Annotated in this window: 11 protein-coding genes and 2 pseudogenes; 8 read left to right on the forward strand and 5 right to left on the reverse strand. The window is 49.1% G+C overall.

Annotation, left to right across the window (positions count from 1 at the left end):
- Positions 1 to 6: 6 nt before the first annotated feature.
- The 6 genes and pseudogenes from iolE to E2L00_RS20690 form a co-directional block, all read left to right on the forward strand.
- On the forward strand, positions 7 to 921 hold the full coding sequence (gene iolE / locus E2L00_RS20665; RefSeq protein ID WP_167614876.1) for a myo-inosose-2 dehydratase: 915 nt from the start codon (positions 7 to 9) through the stop codon (positions 919 to 921).
- The gene (locus E2L00_RS20670; RefSeq protein WP_167614878.1) at positions 921 to 1,730 is read left to right on the forward strand and encodes an SDR family oxidoreductase; all 810 of its coding nucleotides are present in this window, start codon (positions 921 to 923) and stop codon (positions 1,728 to 1,730) included. The genes iolE and E2L00_RS20670 overlap by 1 nt, the downstream gene beginning before the upstream one ends.
- Before the next feature lie 248 nt (positions 1,731 to 1,978).
- A complete protein-coding gene (locus tag E2L00_RS20675; protein WP_167614880.1) occupies positions 1,979 to 3,463 on the forward strand; it encodes a sugar ABC transporter ATP-binding protein in 1,485 nt (494 codons plus the stop codon).
- 19 nt (positions 3,464 to 3,482) lie between these two features.
- Complete coding sequence (locus tag E2L00_RS20680; RefSeq protein WP_167614917.1) at positions 3,483 to 4,505, forward strand: ABC transporter permease; 1,023 nt, start codon at positions 3,483 to 3,485, stop codon at positions 4,503 to 4,505.
- 427 nt (positions 4,506 to 4,932) lie between these two features.
- Positions 4,933 to 7,338, forward strand: coding sequence for a membrane-bound PQQ-dependent dehydrogenase, glucose/quinate/shikimate family (locus tag E2L00_RS20685; RefSeq protein WP_167614882.1), 2,406 nt, complete (start codon positions 4,933 to 4,935; stop codon positions 7,336 to 7,338).
- A gap of 370 nt (positions 7,339 to 7,708) precedes the next feature.
- A pseudogene (locus E2L00_RS20690) lies at positions 7,709 to 7,921 on the forward strand (MurR/RpiR family transcriptional regulator); the annotation flags it as partial.
- Positions 7,922 to 8,222: 301 nt separating this feature from the next.
- On the opposite strand, the gene idnD reads toward E2L00_RS20690, so the two are convergent.
- From idnD to E2L00_RS20705, 3 genes are all read right to left on the reverse strand, one after another.
- A complete protein-coding gene (gene idnD / locus E2L00_RS20695; RefSeq protein ID WP_167614886.1) occupies positions 8,223 to 9,266 on the reverse strand; it encodes an L-idonate 5-dehydrogenase in 1,044 nt (347 codons plus the stop codon).
- Positions 9,267 to 9,281: 15 nt separating this feature from the next.
- On the reverse strand, positions 9,282 to 10,640 hold the full coding sequence (locus E2L00_RS20700; RefSeq protein ID WP_167614919.1) for an MFS transporter: 1,359 nt from the start codon (positions 10,638 to 10,640) through the stop codon (positions 9,282 to 9,284).
- A gap of 88 nt (positions 10,641 to 10,728) precedes the next feature.
- On the reverse strand, positions 10,729 to 11,496 hold the full coding sequence (locus E2L00_RS20705; protein WP_167614888.1) for an SDR family oxidoreductase: 768 nt from the start codon (positions 11,494 to 11,496) through the stop codon (positions 10,729 to 10,731).
- 358 nt (positions 11,497 to 11,854) lie between these two features.
- Between E2L00_RS20705 and E2L00_RS20710 the strand changes: the two genes are divergently transcribed.
- Both E2L00_RS20710 and E2L00_RS20715 read left to right on the forward strand, forming a co-directional pair.
- Positions 11,855 to 12,562, forward strand: a complete 708-nt coding sequence (locus E2L00_RS20710; RefSeq protein ID WP_167614890.1) for an FCD domain-containing protein — start codon at positions 11,855 to 11,857, stop codon at positions 12,560 to 12,562.
- Between the two features lie 84 nt (positions 12,563 to 12,646).
- The gene (locus E2L00_RS20715) at positions 12,647 to 13,900 is read left to right on the forward strand and encodes an enolase C-terminal domain-like protein (RefSeq protein ID WP_167614892.1); all 1,254 of its coding nucleotides are present in this window, start codon (positions 12,647 to 12,649) and stop codon (positions 13,898 to 13,900) included.
- Positions 13,901 to 14,113: 213 nt separating this feature from the next.
- Here E2L00_RS20715 and E2L00_RS21770 read toward each other — a convergent pair.
- Together E2L00_RS21770 and E2L00_RS20720 are read right to left on the reverse strand one after the other, a co-directional pair.
- Positions 14,114 to 14,272, reverse strand: a pseudogene (locus E2L00_RS21770) (integrase); the annotation flags it as partial.
- 395 nt (positions 14,273 to 14,667) lie between these two features.
- Positions 14,668 to 16,032, reverse strand: a complete 1,365-nt coding sequence (locus tag E2L00_RS20720; RefSeq protein ID WP_167614894.1) for a class-II fumarase/aspartase family protein — start codon at positions 16,030 to 16,032, stop codon at positions 14,668 to 14,670.
- Positions 16,033 to 16,048 lie beyond the last annotated feature (16 nt).

Consider the following 16,048-nt stretch of genomic DNA (forward strand, 5'->3'; position numbering starts at 1 on the left):
AAGAATATGGCACTTAAAGCAAAACTGGGGATCGCACCTATTGCCTGGTCTAACGACGATCTTCCGCAGCTGGGCGGTGATACGCCGCTGACTACCTGTCTGGCGGAAAGCCATCAGGCGGGTTTCCAGGGCGTTGAAACGGGCGGTAAGTTTCCGAAGGCAACGCCGGAACTGCGGGCAGTACTGAAAGAATACCAGCTTGATTTAGTCTCGGGCTGGTACTCCGGCACGCTGCTGGACAGTACCGTCGAGGAAGAGATTAAAAAAGCGCTGCCGCAAATGCAGCTATTCCGCGACTGCGGCGCCGTGTGCCTGGTTTACGGCGAGACGGCAGGCACCATACAAAATCGCCAGGATATCCCGCTGGCCAATCGCCGTCGCCTTAGCGACGAGCAGATGCAGGAATATGCAGCGAAATTATCGCAATTTGGCGCCTTTTGCCGCGATTTTGGCGTTCCGCTGGCGTTCCATCATCATATGGGGACCGCTATCGAAGATGAACATGACATCGACCGTTTAATGGCGGCGACCTCGGCAGATGTGGGCTTGCTCTTTGACGCCGGCCACCTGGCGTTTGCCGGCGTCGATCCCATGTCTATCCTGGAAAAACACGGTGCGCGTATTAATCACGTTCACACGAAAGACGTGCGCGCGGAAGTGTTACAGGCGCTGGACTGGCAGCGAGACTCTTTCCTGGATGCCGTGTTGAAAGGCGTTTATACCGTGCCCGGCGACGGCATGATCGATTTCACCGCCATTATCAAAAAGCTGGCACAACTTGGCTATGAGGGCTGGTTCGTGGTGGAAGCCGAACAGGATCCAGCAAAAGCGCCGCCGCTGGAGTATGCACAAATCGGTTACAAAACCCTTTGTTCAGCGTTGGATCAGGCAGGTTACACCCTTATTAAAGGAGCATTCTGATGGGTCAGTTGCAGGGTAAAGTTGCGGTTGTTACCGGCGGTACACAAGGCGTCGGCGCCGCCATTGCGCGCCAGTTTGCGCAATCAGGCGCTGCTGCGGTAATTATTTGCGGGCGTAATCAGGAGAAAGGCGAAAAGATGGCGGCGCTATTAAATAGCGAAAGCGCAAGCAAGGTCACTTTCGTCCGTGCAGATTTATCCTCGGTGGCGGATTGTCGCAAGGTTATTGCTACAGCGGATGAGCTGCACGGCAGAGTCGATATTCTGGTTAACGCTGGCGCGATGACCGATCGCGGCAGCATTCTTGATACTTCCCCCGAGCTGTTTGATCAAGTATTTGCCACCAATGTCCGCGGACCCTTTTTCCTGATGCAGGAGACGGTTAAGGTTATGCGCCGGGAAAATATTACCGGCAGCATCGTGAATATTTGTTCGATGTCTTCACTCGCCGGGCAGCCTTTTATTGCCGCCTATTGTTCTTCGAAAGGAGCGCTGGCGACGCTGACGCGTAACACGGCTTATGCGCTATTGCGTAACCGTATTCGCGTGAATGCGTTAAATATTGGCTGGATGGCGTCGGAAGGCGAAGATCGAATTATGAAGCAATACCATAACGCGGAAGATAACTGGCTGGAGAAAGCTGCCGCGGCACAGCCGTTTGGGCGTCTTATTCAGCCAGAAGAAGTCGCGCGAGCGGTGGCATTCCTGGCGAGCGATGAGTCTGGCCTGATGACCGGTTCGGTTGTGGAATTCGATCAGTCGGTCTGGGGAGGATATGACCAGGCGCCAGCGCCTGCCAATCCGCTTTAAGCGTGATGGTATCAGCCTGCAATGCAGGCTGATTATTTAATTTGTTAATCTATTAACAATCCCCCGTAATATTGCGATGCTTTTTATTTTTACGCGGGCATTAAAATAAATAGTTTAAACATAAACGTTCAGGAGAGCGTTTTTGTTCTCACTATTTTTATTCATTTATTACCAACGAGTATCGGCTCCGGTTCGTTAACCAAAATCAGAAATAACTATTACTCATTCAGTCGTGCGGAGGTTGATGTATGAACGGTTTTGCACTTGAAGCGGAAGGGATCAGTAAATTTTTCCCAGGCGTGAAGGCGCTCGATAATGTATCGCTACGCGTGCGGCCGGGAACGGTGCATGCGCTGATGGGAGAAAACGGTGCGGGTAAATCCACGTTAATGAAATGTCTGATCGGTATCTATCGCCCCGATACGGGCGCTATTCGCGTCAAGGGTGAATCGGTGCAGTTTCAGGATACGATGGATGCGCTGCGTTCGGGGATCTCGATGATCCACCAGGAGTTAAACCTGGTCACCCACATGACGGTGGCGGAGAATATCTGGCTGGGACGTGAGCCTATGAAATATGGCTTTGTGGATCACCGCAAGCTTAACCAGCAAACCCGGGAACTGCTGAACAGGTTGAATATCCGTTTGTCGCCGGAAAAAATGGTGGGTGAATTGAGCATCGCCGCTCAGCAAATGGTGGAAATCGCCAAAGCGGTGTCGTGGGATGCGGATGTAGTGATTATGGATGAACCCACCTCAGCATTAACGGAGGGGGAAGTAGGTCACCTGTTCAATATTATTCGTGAGCTGCGCGAACAGGGCAAAGCTATTATCTATATCAGCCATAAAATGGATGAAATTTTTACGATCACCGATGAAATCAGCGTATTCCGCGACGGCACCTGGATTGGCAGTAAACAAACCTCGGAATTTACGCGCCAGTCGTTGATTACCCAAATGGTTGGCCGTGAATTAACGCAGCTGTTTCCGAAATTTAATAGCACCATCGGTGAAGAGGTGCTGACGGTACGTAACTTGACGCGTAAAGATCATTTCCAGGATATCAACTTTAGCGTCCGGCGGGGAGAAATTCTCGGCATCGCAGGTCTGGTTGGAGCCGGTCGTACTGAAGTGATGGAAAGTTTATTTGGCATGGAAGCGTTTGATAGCGGTGAAGTGCTGATTGATGGAGTTCCCGTCAACATCGATTCACCCGCCGCCGCAATTGACAAGGGCATGGCGTTATTGACGGAGGATCGCAAAAAGTCCGGTTTATTCCTGGTTCTGTCAGTATTAGAGAACATGAGTATCGTTAATATGCCGGAATATATTGGGAAAAGCGGGTTTGTCAAACATGTAAAAATGGCGCAGGACTGTATGGATCAAATCCATCGTCTGAATATCAAAACCCCAACCATGGATCAGATTATTAATAATCTTAGCGGCGGTAATCAGCAGAAGGTTTTAATTTCCCGCTGGCTATTAGCACAGCCGAAAATTCTGATACTGGACGAACCGACCCGTGGTATTGACGTGGGGGCGAAGGCGGAAATCTATCATCTGATCAGTGAACTGGCGAACCGTGGCGTAGCCGTCATTATGGTTTCTTCTGAACTGCCCGAGATTCTGGGCATGAGCGATCGCGTGATGGTCATGCATGAAGGACGTGTCACCGGCATTCTCGACAGAGAAGAGGCCGATCAGGAGTCCATTTTGTCGTTGGCATCTAATTGAGGCGCAAAAAATGAGCAATATGAAATTGACCGCGGCACCGGTAAGCGCACAGCCTTCTTTTTTTGGTCAGTTACGCCATAAATTACCCAAGGATACCGGTATATTTGTTGTTATGGTTGTTATGGCCCTCATTTTTGAAATGGCGGGCTGGTATGTGCGCGATCAATCCTTTTTATTAAATACCAACCGTCTGGTACTGATTGTTTTGCAGATCGCCATTATAGGTATTATTGCCGTGGGCGTGACCCAGGTCATTATTACCACCGGGATTGATCTCTCATCCGGTTCGGTGATTGCGTTGGCGGCGGTCGTTGCGGCAAGCCTGGCGCAAACTTCTGATAGCATGTCGCCCATGTTCCCTGCTCTGGTCAACCTGCCGGCAATTATTCCTTTTTGTGCCGGGATTGGCGTCGGCTTAATCTGCGGGTTTATTAACGGCGTGCTGGTCACCCGTACCGGGATTCCCTCTTTTATCGCCACGCTCGGGATGATGGTGTCCGCCCGCGGTCTGGCGCAATATTACACCCAGGGTAATCCGGTTAGTTTTCTTTCCGACAGCTTTAGCGCTATCGGGCAGGGGGCCATGCCGGTAATTATCTTTTTCGCGATCGCCGCGCTGTTTCATACTGCGCTGAAATATACCCGCTATGGTAAATATATTTATGCCATCGGCAGTAATATGATTTCAGCAAAGGTTTCAGGCATTAACGTTAATAAATACCTGCTTCTCGTCTATACTATTGCGGGAGCGTTAGCCGGTTTAGCCGGTGTGGTGCTGGCAGCACGAGTGAGTAGCGGACAGTCCAGCATGGGGATGTCCTATGAACTGGATGCGATTACCGCCGCCGTTATTGGCGGCAGCAGCCTGATGGGCGGCGTCGGTCGTATTACGGGAACGCTGATTGGCGCTGTGATCCTGGGCCTGATTAAAAGCGGCTTTACCTTTATCGGCGTTGATGCTTACGTACAGGATATTATCAAGGGAATAATTATTGTCTCTGCGGTTGCCATTGATATGCGGCGTAATCGCAAGAAAAGGTAAGCAATTTAACAACAGAATGCGGTGTCGGAAACCACGCCGCTTTATCTTTCGTTTATTAAATGTATCCGGTTATCGGACGCTTTTTTATGCCTGAAATTACTGCTCGACGATATCTACGCTATGAAAAAGGTTCCCCTTAGTTATTTTGTTGTTTTTATAAAGGGCCTGAAAAGAGAGGAGCTGTTTATTTATAGAACAGAAAGGATATTATTTGTTATATAAAAGCAATTTTTGCATAGATATTATGTGAGCAAAATGTTAATACTTTTAGGCCCAACCTCAGGCGACGATTGATTAGGACGACAGTGTCCTTAAATAGCCGTTTGTTGCGTTTGTACAATTGCCGGTAGGGAGATGTATTTCTGGCAAAGGAAGGGAACATGTCGGTATATGCCGATACTTATACAAAAGTACGAGAGTTTATATTATGAGAAGTCGGGTTCCTCTCGCGATTATTGGCGGGATAATTTGTATTTTAGGGGTTTTACTTGCGGCAGGAGGCCTGTGGCTGATTACGCTTGGTGGATCGTGGTTCTATTTGCTGGCAGGTTTACTGATGGCAGGAATAGGATACGGTATGGCTAAACGTCGGAGATGGGCGCTGCCGCTTGCCCTGGCGCTGTTAATAATCAGTATTATCTGGTCTCTGTGGGAGGTCGGATTTGATTTCTGGCAATCAGTGCCACGTATTATAGCTTTTCTGGTTATCGCGTTGATCGCATCGGCTGCTTCGCCGTGGCTATTGCGTTCAGATTCAAAGGCCGCGCTGAGTTGTAAACCAGCAGCAGTGTTGTCAGTGGTGTTCGCGGCCAGTATTGTTGCGTTCTTTACCGGAATGTTTTTCCCCCATCCTACTGTCGTGGCCGAGAATGCAGCGCCAGCTGCCGTTGTTAAGCCTGATGCCGGACAGGACAGCGGTAATGACTGGCCAGCCTGGGGGCGTAATGTCGAAGGTAACCGCTTCGCGCAGTTCGATCAAATTAACAAAGATAACGTGAAAGATCTGAAGGTTGCCTGGACTTATCGCACAGGCGATCTGGCGGTGAATGGCTCGGAGTATCAGGTTACACCGATTAAGATAGATAACACGATGTATCTGTGCACTCCGATGAACAAGGTGATTGCGCTGGATGCAACCACCGGCAAAGAACGGTGGCGCTTCGATCCACATATGAAGATCACCGACAGTAACAAGCAATGGAAACGTTGCCGCGGCGTTGGTTACGCCGATTTGACTGCCGACAAGGTTAGTCCTCCGGTTGCGTCTGTCACGCAGAATACGTCAGCAACTACGCCGGCTGCGTGCCGTAAACGTATTGTCAGCACCACCAATGACGGTCGCCTTTTTACTTTAGATGCTGAAACCGGTGCCCTCTGTGATGACTTCGGAACACATGGTTTTGTGGATCTCAAGGAAGGTCTGAGTGAAGCGCCTGAGCAAGGTTCTTACTACCTGACTTCTGCACCGCTGGTTGCCGATGGCGTCGTTATGGTCGGGGGTAAGATAAACGATAACATTTCCACCGATGAACCTGCGGGCGTTGTGCGCGGTTATGATGTCCGCACCGGTAAGTTGCTGTGGGCCTTTGACCCGGCAAGACCTGAAGACAGTACGCCGTTGCCGTCAGGCCAGAATTATGCTCCTGAATCACCCAACTTCTGGGGAACTGCCTCTTACGATCCGAAACTGGGTCTGGCCTATTTCCCTACCGGTAACCAGACGCCAGACTTCTGGAACGGTAACCGCCATCCATACTCGGAGGAGTTCAATGATTCCATCGTTGCTATCGAACTGAAGACCGGCAAGTTACGCTGGCACTTCCGCACAGCCAACCAGGATCAGTTTGACTACGACGTTTCCTCGCAGCCTATTCTGTACGATCTGAAGAATAAAGACGGCACTACAACGCCGGTAGTTATTCAGTTGACCAAACGCGGTCAGGTATTTGTCCTGGATCGCCGGGACGGAAAACCGGTGGTACCGGTGGAATACCGTAAAGTATCAACCGACGCGATGCCGGGCATGAAAGTGGCCAGTACCCAACCTTATTCGAAAATATCAGTGGGAACAGAACCGCTGAAAGAATCAGATATGTGGGGAGCATCGATTTTCGACCAGCTGTATTGCCGTATACAGTTCAAGGATATGCGCTGGGAAGGTGAGTGGACGCCGCTGTCAGACAAGAAACGCACGTTGATTTATCCTGGCTACTATGGCGGGATGAACTGGGGAGGCGGAGCTCTTGATGCCTCCACCGGTACGTTGATTGTGAACGATATTCGCATGGCGCAGTGGGGGCGTTTCATTAAACAGGATGAAGCGAAACGCATTGGTCTGAAACCCAGCACGGAAGGCGAGTATTCCGAGCAGAAAGGGACTCCATGGGGTGTCGAGCGTTCGATGTTCATGTCGCCATTGGGTATACCTTGCTTTAAACCACCGTTTGGCACCATGACAGCAATCGATCTGGCTTCAGGGAAAACCAAATGGCAGGTTCCAATGGGCAGCATTCAGGATGCGCCGGTGAATGGCGTTGTTCCAGGATTGTATATCCCTATGGGGATGCCAACGATGGGCGGACCACTGGTGACAAAAGGTGGTTTGACTTTCTTCCACGGCACTCTTGATTACTATGTCCGTGCGCTTGACAACGACACCGGCAAAGAACTCTGGCGTGGGCGTCTGCCGGTAGGCGGGCAGGGAGCACCAATGACGTATATTGGTAAAGATGGTAAGCAGTATGTCGTTGTTGTTGACGGTGGTGCGACCCGTACCGGGACTAACGCCAACCGAGGTGACTACGTGATTGCTTATGCGCTACCTGAAAAATAATATTTAGACGTTATTCTGATAAATAGAAAACCACTTCCTTTCGGAAGTGGTTTTCTCATAATGATGGCCCAATAATAGACGTTATGACTGCGAAAAATAGAGGGTTTTAAGCGCTATTGGTTGTTACAAATCAATTTTAATAATTTATTGTTTATTTTTTTTTGCATCGAATTTATCGTGTTAAATGAATTTTTTAGCAATTAAAGGTTATTGCGTAAGAGGTTTGTATAGTTACAGGTGGTATGCGTTTTAAACGTTGCTCAAAAGAAGTTACTTTTACCGGGTGAGGGTGTCGAGGTTTGGCATCCGGGTTGATAAAGATACCCAGTCCGAAATATCTATATCAGCGTCAGTACATAATGGCTGTAAAATGAATTCAACGTTCATCTTTATGAGAGAAACTTGTCTCCGTTATGACAGTCTGAATAAGCGACTCAAACAGGTTGCACGATATGTACCGGTTAATCCAGATAGCATTGCATTTGATACAATGGCCATCATTGCTGGAGGTTCTGAGGTTACTCCTTCAACATTTATCCGGTTTTCAAATGCGTTTGGATTCGGCGAATTTAATGAGATAAAAAACTCTTCCGGCAGCATCGTTGCTTTATTTTCACTATGCGGCAACAGAGAGTGGCGGATTAAAGACACTCTTCACATTTTAGCGGCAGGGTACGCTGTTTGAGTTTGCGAAATAAATGGCGTAATAAAGGTGTCGGCAGCAGGAACCAGTTCCTTGAACGGCCAGGGATGTAAATGGAGGACATTCCGGGCATTCACACAGGCATCGGGTAAACGGGCAAAGAGCAAAAGAGAAGGCCATCTGAATGGCCTTGCTGGGCGGCAGGATATATCCTCCGGTGAAAGACAACCGCGTAACCGGTTCAAAAGATAATTTGAACTTTGGCCGCCAGGTTTTTATTGCCAGCCGTTTCGAGAGCATGAACGATATCCTGCTGCGGGAATTCTGCCGACAGAAGAGGAAGAGGGTTAACCCGGCCATTTTCCAGCCAGCGAACTGCCGTCTCAAACTCGTTAATGAAGCGGAAAGAACCCGCCAGTTCAATTTCTTTTACCAGCAGCAGACCTAATGGAAATGCTAAATGAGTCACTCCCATCCCGAGTTGAATGATACGTCCTTTTGGACGCGTGAAACCAACCAGCGAGGCCGTTGCTGCCGGTGCGCCTGATGCTTCAAAACAAACATCAAAATATCCCCCATTTTCCTGCCATTGCCCGGTCGTGGCTGTATCCATAGGGTCAATGGCGTGTGCAGCGCCCATCTGAGATGCAAGACTTCTGCAACGTTCGCTTATATCCGTCGCAAAGATTTCAGCAGCACCTGAAGCCAGCGCCGCGGCAACCACCAGGCAACCAATTGGGCCTGCGCCGGTCACCAGCACTTTTTTACCGGTCAGATCACCCGCCTGATTTATGGCATGAATGGCTACCGCCAGAGGTTCGGCAAAAGCGATGATTTTTGCCTCGGCCTCAGCGGAATAGGGTATACATTGGTGGGAATTTACCGCGACAAAGTCTGCAAAACCCCCATTAACGTGAGGAAAAAACTGCGCGCTACCCATGAATCGCATATTAAGACACAGGTTTTGCTTCCCTTCCTGACATAGCTCGCAGTGATTGCAGGGCTGAGAAGGATTAATCGCCACGCTTTGCCCGACTTTTAGCGGACCTCCTGACGGCGCTTCCATTACCCGGCCAACAAATTCATGACCGATAATCATCGGCTGTTTTAACACCGACATACCGGCACGTCCGTGCTGATAATAGTGAATGTCGGAGCCGCAGATCCCTCCGCGGTCAACCTTCACCAGGACCTGCTCGTCGCTATACTCCAGGCTCCTGGGTTCGTTATAAACATGATGTGCGGCGCTGACGACGCTGGCGGTAATTTGTTTTGTCTTTTTCATCCGTGGCTCCCGGGCTTAATGAGAAGACTCGCAGATTTCTTTCCGGGCACTTTCCTGATTCGATTTGGAATGAGGAAGCGTAATAACTTCTATTTTGTCTACCAGGAAAAGGTAAGCCAGGAAACCAAGCAGCGCCACGGCGGCGATATACCACATCGCGTACTGGAAGTTGTCGGTTTTTTGCAAAATAACGCCAATGACAATCGGGCTGATAATACCTGAGAGATTGCCAAAGATATTGAGCATTCCCCCAACGGTACCGATTAAATGGCGGGGAATAACGTCGCTGCATACTACCCAGCCCAGATTTGAAAAGGCGTTGGCGAAGAAAGCGATAGAAAGTATGGCAATGGCGATAGTCGGGCTATGCTGGAAGAAATTCACCAGCGCAATCGACGTTGTAACCAGCAACCCCGACATCACCGGCAATTTACGGGCGAAGGTTCTTGAATGCCCTTTCTTGAGTAACATATCGCTCAGCGTACCGCCGCAGAGCACTCCCGCCATCGCCATAAGATACGGGAACATGGCGCCGATACCCGCTTTGGCAATTGACAGGCCCAGACCTTTTTCCAGATAGACGATAAACCACGTAAGGAAAAAGTAGAGGGTGGAAGACGCGGCAAATTGTGCAATAAACAAACCCCACACGGTGCGTTGTTTGAGAATATGTCGCACATCCATCCAGTTGACCGTGGTGCTGTTTCCCTGCTGACTGGCCGAGCCGTAGCCGCCGCCTTCACGTATATAGCGCAGCTCGGCTTCGTTAGTCCTTTTACTGTGTTGCGGATCGCGGTAAACGATAAGCCAGTAAATACCAAATACAATACCCACCGCGCCAGAAATGTAGAATGACATTTCCCAGCCCCAGGTAGCGACAATAAAAGAGAGAACGGGTGTTAATACCGCCAGACCAATGTACTGGGCGCTGGCGTAAAATGCGGTCGCGCGGGCACGTTCATGATCGGGGAACCAGTTGGCGATAATTTTTGTGTTTGACGGGAAAGAGGGCGCCTCAGCGATACCTATCAGCGCACGGCAAACCAGCAGCATCATAAACGAGGCGGTTAGGGTGGTGAACATATGATGCGAAGCGAAACCCATGATAAAGGTGAATACGCTCCAGAGTACAATCGCGCTGCCGTAAAGCACCCGCGAACCCACCCGATCCAGGATGTAACCAACCGGAATCTGGCTCAGGGCATAAGCCCAGGTAAACATCGAAAACAGCAGACCCAGTTGAGTAGGAGAAAGTTCGAATTGTCCCTGAATATGGGAACCGGCAACGGATAAGTTAGCGCGATCCATATAGTTAATCGCGGTGACGATAAAGAGCATCATCAGGATTAACATTCGTGAGCGCGTAGGCTTCATTGTTGTCATGCTACTAACCTCTGATTTATCAGGTTATTGAAAGGAGAGGCCGCTATCTTTTTGTCCTGCTGACGGCCTGAACGTATTGTTAAAGAGTGGCGAGCCACCCGCCATCAACATAAATAATCTGGCCGTTGACATAGTTTGATGCCGACGAGGAGAGATAAACGGCAGTGCCGATTAACTCTTCCGGCGCCCCCCAGCGCCCTGATGGCGTGCTGTTGCGTACCCATCGATCGAATTCGGCATCATCGACCAGCGCCTGGTTCATATCGGTCAGGATATAGCCGGGACCAATGGCGTTCGACTGGATGTTGTGCTGCGCCCATTCCGCGGCCATGGATTTTGTCAGCAACTTGATACCGCCTTTGGCTGCGGTATAAGGGGCGACGGTAGCGCGTGCGGCCTGGCTGGTAAGCGAACCAATATTAATTATCTTGCCGCCGCTCTGACGGCTAACCATGCGTCGAGCCGCCGCACGGGCAACCAAAAAAGCGCTGGTCAGATTTATATCCAGAACGTGCTGCCAGTCGCTCAGTTCCAGTTCAAGCATGGGTTTGCGAAACTGGATACCGGCATTGTTGATCACGATATCAACGTGCACGTTTTCTGCATCAAGCTGAGCAAATACGGCTTCCACCGCAGCTTCATCGGCAACGTTAAACAGAAATCCTCGAACGTTAACCCCCTGACTTTCAAGCGCTTTGAGGGCGGTTTTAAGATGTGTTTCCTGAGTCCCATTAATAATTACCGATGCGCCCGCCGCAGCCAGACCCTGAGCATAGGCAAATCCCAGACCGCGCGTAGAGCCGGTAATCAAGGCCGTTTTTCCGTGAAGAGAAAAAAGGAAGGACATAAAGAGCTCCTGGATTATTCATGTAAGATGACTAACAAGTTGTGAGATAAAGATCTACTTGAGGAAGCTGAAAGGCGCAATGAGAAGATAAAAAAAATGTCGGGCAGTTCACAGATTGATGAAGGTGATATTTGTACTTTCATCCTAACGTCATGAAAAATAACAAAATATGTAGCTTATGGCAACGTGCTTCACGTTATAAAAAATTAATCAGGAAGGTCTTGCAGTTCGGGATGCAGCAATGGTACAACTTGTAGGACAGGTTGCCGGGCGCCACGCGGATAATTTAATTGTTGCTGAATAAACCGCGCTGGAAACGCTATGATAGTGTCGGATCTGTTGATGAATGAGGAATCCCGTGACTCTGGAAAGCGTACAAAAGCATAATGTGGTGAATGTTATTTACCAACAGATGAAAAAGAATATTCAGGACGGCGTCTGGGAGCCGGGCTGTAAACTTCCCTCTGAAGCGGAGCTGGTGGCGACGTTTAGCGTCAGCAGAGTCAGCGTACGTAGCGCGGTACAGAAATTGCGCGATCTTGGCGTGGTGGTGACTCATCAGGGGAAGGGAACATATGTTACCCGGGACGTGGCAAGATTTGGGGAGTTCAGCGATAACCAGCCCGTTCTGCATCTTTCGCAGGAAGAGTTTGAGGATATGCGTGTCTTCCGCCAGACCGTGGAATTTCGTTGTATGGCGCTGGCCGTTGAGAAAGCAACTGATGCGGATATCTCTCGTTTAGAACAGGCGCTGAACCGCATGCTGGTTACAAAAGACGATTATAAAAAATATTCCCAGGCTGACTATGATTTCCATCTTGCGATTGTCAAAGCCTCTCACAACAAAGTCTTTATCCACGTCATGGAGTCGCTGAAAAATATCTATATCCACTATCTCCAGGAGCTGAACCGGGTTCTCGGCGTTACTCTGGAGAGCGTTGAGGCGCATATCAAAGTTTATATGGCGCTTAAAAATCGCGATGCGGCAACCGCCAGTGAGACGCTCAATAAAGCTATGGCCCATAACGTTGACGTAATCGAAGAGTCCAGACTGCTGGATAAATAATTCATAAAGCCTCTGCCGCGAGGCTTTTTAATCATCCTAACTTGTAGGACATCATACATATTAGTGGTAAAACCGGAGGTCCTGATGGAAACCCTGAAAATTACGGACGTTAAGACGATCCTTACCGCCCCTGGCGGAATTGATTTAGTAGTAGTAAAAGTTGAAACCAACCAGCCGGGTCTTTACGGTCTGGGCTGTGCAACCTTTACCCAGCGGATTTTCGCCGTTGAGGCGGCGATAGAAAATTACATGAAGCCTTTCCTGTTGGGTAAAGATCCGCTGCGAACCGAGGATATCTGGCAATCGGCGGCGGTCAGTGGTTACTGGCGCAATGGTCCGGTTATGAATAATGCCTTATCTGGTGTGGATATGGCGTTGTGGGACATTAAAGGAAAGGTCGCCGGACTGCCGGTTTATCAACTGCTGGGTGGAAAGTGTCGGGATGGCATTCCGCTGTATCGACACTGTGACGGAGCTGATGAAGTTGAAGTTGAAGACAACATTCGTGCCCGTATGGAGGAAGGATATCAGTATGTGCGTTGCCAGATGGGAATGTATGGCGGAGCGGGTACTGAGGATCTGAAGCTGATCGCCGGAAAGCTGGCAAAAGCACGTAATATTCAGCCCAAATTTTCACCACGGACAAAGACACCGGGTATTTATTTTGATCCGGATGCATACGCCCGGGCGGTGCCCCGCTTATTTGAGCATTTACGTAATAAGCTGGGCTTTGGCGTCGAATTTATCCATGACGTTCATGAAAGAACTACCCCGGTCGCTGCAGTACAAATGGCGAAAAACCTTGAACCTTATCAGCTCTTCTTCCTTGAAGATCCGGTCGCGCCGGAGAATATCGACTGGCTGAAAATGCTACGTCAGCAGTCAGCCACGCCGGTGGCTATGGGGGAACTCTTTGTTAATATTAACGAATGGAAACCGCTGATTGATAACAAATTGATTGATTATATCCGTTGTCATATCAGCACCATCGGCGGTATCACGCCGGCGAAAAAACTGGCCACCTACAGTGAGCTTAACGGTGTCAGAACTGCCTGGCATGGTCCCGGTGATATTTCACCCGTGGGCGTCTGTGCCAATATGCACCTTGATATGAGCTCGCCAAATCTGGGTATCCAGGAATACACGCCGATGAACGATGCGCTGTATGAGGTGTTCCCGGGCTGTCCTGAAATTGATAAAGGCTATGCCTATATCAATGACAAACCAGGATTGGGGATTGATATAGATGAACAGCTGGCGGCTAAATATCCCTGTGAAGGCGGCATCCCTTCATGGACGATGACCCGCACCCCTGATGGTACGGCATCACGTCCATAATGCCTGGAAGGGGCTCAGCTATATGTTTAAACCGGGGACGACTTAGTTTCCGGTTTTTAATCAACACCCGTTTAGTTCCATGTATTTGTTGAGAACCCCTGGGGCTGGCTGACATAATCCAGTAACTGTTCTGGCTGCTGGTCAGGTCAACAGATAATGCTGTCACGCATAAATATATGACGCAACATACCCTTTACGGCTGATATTACAATGCATTAAACGCAGCGCCCGATTGATCGTCTTTCCACTCGTCGGCTTATACGGATTATGGTCGCCGGGAAAGACTACATCCAGATTACCGTAGATCTCCTTTATCTATTTCAGAATGGCAATAGCCCGGCGGGATCTCGGCACGATATGCGGAGTACGCAACACCTTCCAGAATGGATTACAAATAAAAACTTGCTATACATCGTTCCCACTATTTTATTGTCTTAGCTCAAGTCACCTTTATATTTTTCTGGCAAAACATCAAACCACCTCGCATGCGTTTATTTTTGAAACGTCAATTACTGCTAATTTGAGTGCGGTGTTAGTCATAACTCGATGATAGTAAAAATTATATTCTGCATGCTGCGCAAGCAGAAGGTACATTATTGCGTTAGTGGCTTGAGATTATTAAATAATCCAGGCAACCTCATGAATGTAATGGTAACAAAAATCCCGTTATCATCAGCTATGATTACGGGATTTTTATTATGTTGACAGTAAAAAGAAAAAATTCTTATTAGATAACGGCTATTCAATCGGTCTATCAACCTTCGCTATTATCCTCCGATCAATTTAGCCGCCGCTTGTTTTGCTTTCTGCGCCATTTCCCGTGCCAGTTCTACGGCCTGCCCGGTATAATTCTCAGGTTTTAACATATTTTCCAATTCGTCGGCAGAGTATAACGCCGCTAACTGGGTATCTTCCTGTAGGCTTTCCAGGAAACTTTTATTATGTAGAGTTGAATTCATCGCCAGCTCATACATTTTTATATGCGCTTGATCCTTACCAATGGCCTGGACTAAATTCATCATGACCAGTCCGCTGTTGTCCAGTCCTTGCTTTATCCTAGAATTGGCGCGCATTTTTTCCTGATTAACATGCAGGCAGCGAGTCAGTTCCTCAGTGCGTAAAACGATCTCTGTCATCAGTTCCAGGGATTCATGCAGGCAATTTTCCAGCAGCATATACGAAGAACTATCCCCTTCATACGGGCGGCAACACGATGACAGCATCACGGCGGGAAGAGAATAGAGTTTCTGGGAGTTAGCAATAATCCCCTTAGCCAGTTTCGGATTGATTTTATGTGGCAGACTACTGCTGCCCACGGTGCCTTCGGTGAATCCTTCGAGCACTTCTCCGATCTCTTCTAAAGAGGTGGAGTACATCTCCTCGGCCATTTTATGGCACACGCTGGCTAACAGGCACAGCCCCATAACATATTCAACCTTATGCGTGCCGATATTACGTGATGGAACAGTCATTTCGGTCATATCAAGTCGTTCTGCAACCCGGGTCTGTACCTGACGGCCGAACTGCCCGCAGGCATTGAAAGCGCCAACGGGCCCTCCCATCATTACACTGAAAACCCGAGGCTCAGCCTCCTGTAAACGGGAGACTGCCATCAGGAGTTCGTCAATCCATACTGAGACTTTGAAGCCATAGGTAATGGGTTCAGCGTGACGCCCATGAGTACGGCCAGGCATCACCGTCTGGCTGTGCTGCTCTGCCAATTGAGCCAGATTAGCCAGTATTTCCCCGACCACCAGTAAAAAACGGCTATTTACTTTTTTGGTTACCAGTAATTGTGCAGTCTGCTGGATATTTTGTGTCGTCACGCCAATATGCACATATTTCCCACTGTCGCCGGGGCATGCTTTAATTAGTTGTTTCAGGAACGGCACGAATCCGTGACCGATTTTATCCCGAAGTTTTACCACCTCATCAAGATCGATTTGCTCCAGTTTACAGGTCGCCGCTATCCGATCCGCCGCCTGTTGCGGGATAACGCCAAGCTCGGCCTGTGCCAGTGCGAGCGCAGCCTCTACATCCAGCCACGCCTGAAATTTAACCTTGTCTGTCAATAACTCACGAATACCACGATCGTCTATTGATTTCGTTTTTGAATCATACAATGCACTCATGACCAACCTCTGGATA

Origin of the sequence: Cedecea colo (assembly GCF_011808225.1) — a bacterium.
In the GTDB taxonomy this organism is placed as follows: Bacteria; Pseudomonadota; Gammaproteobacteria; order Enterobacterales; family Enterobacteriaceae; genus Dryocola; species Dryocola colo.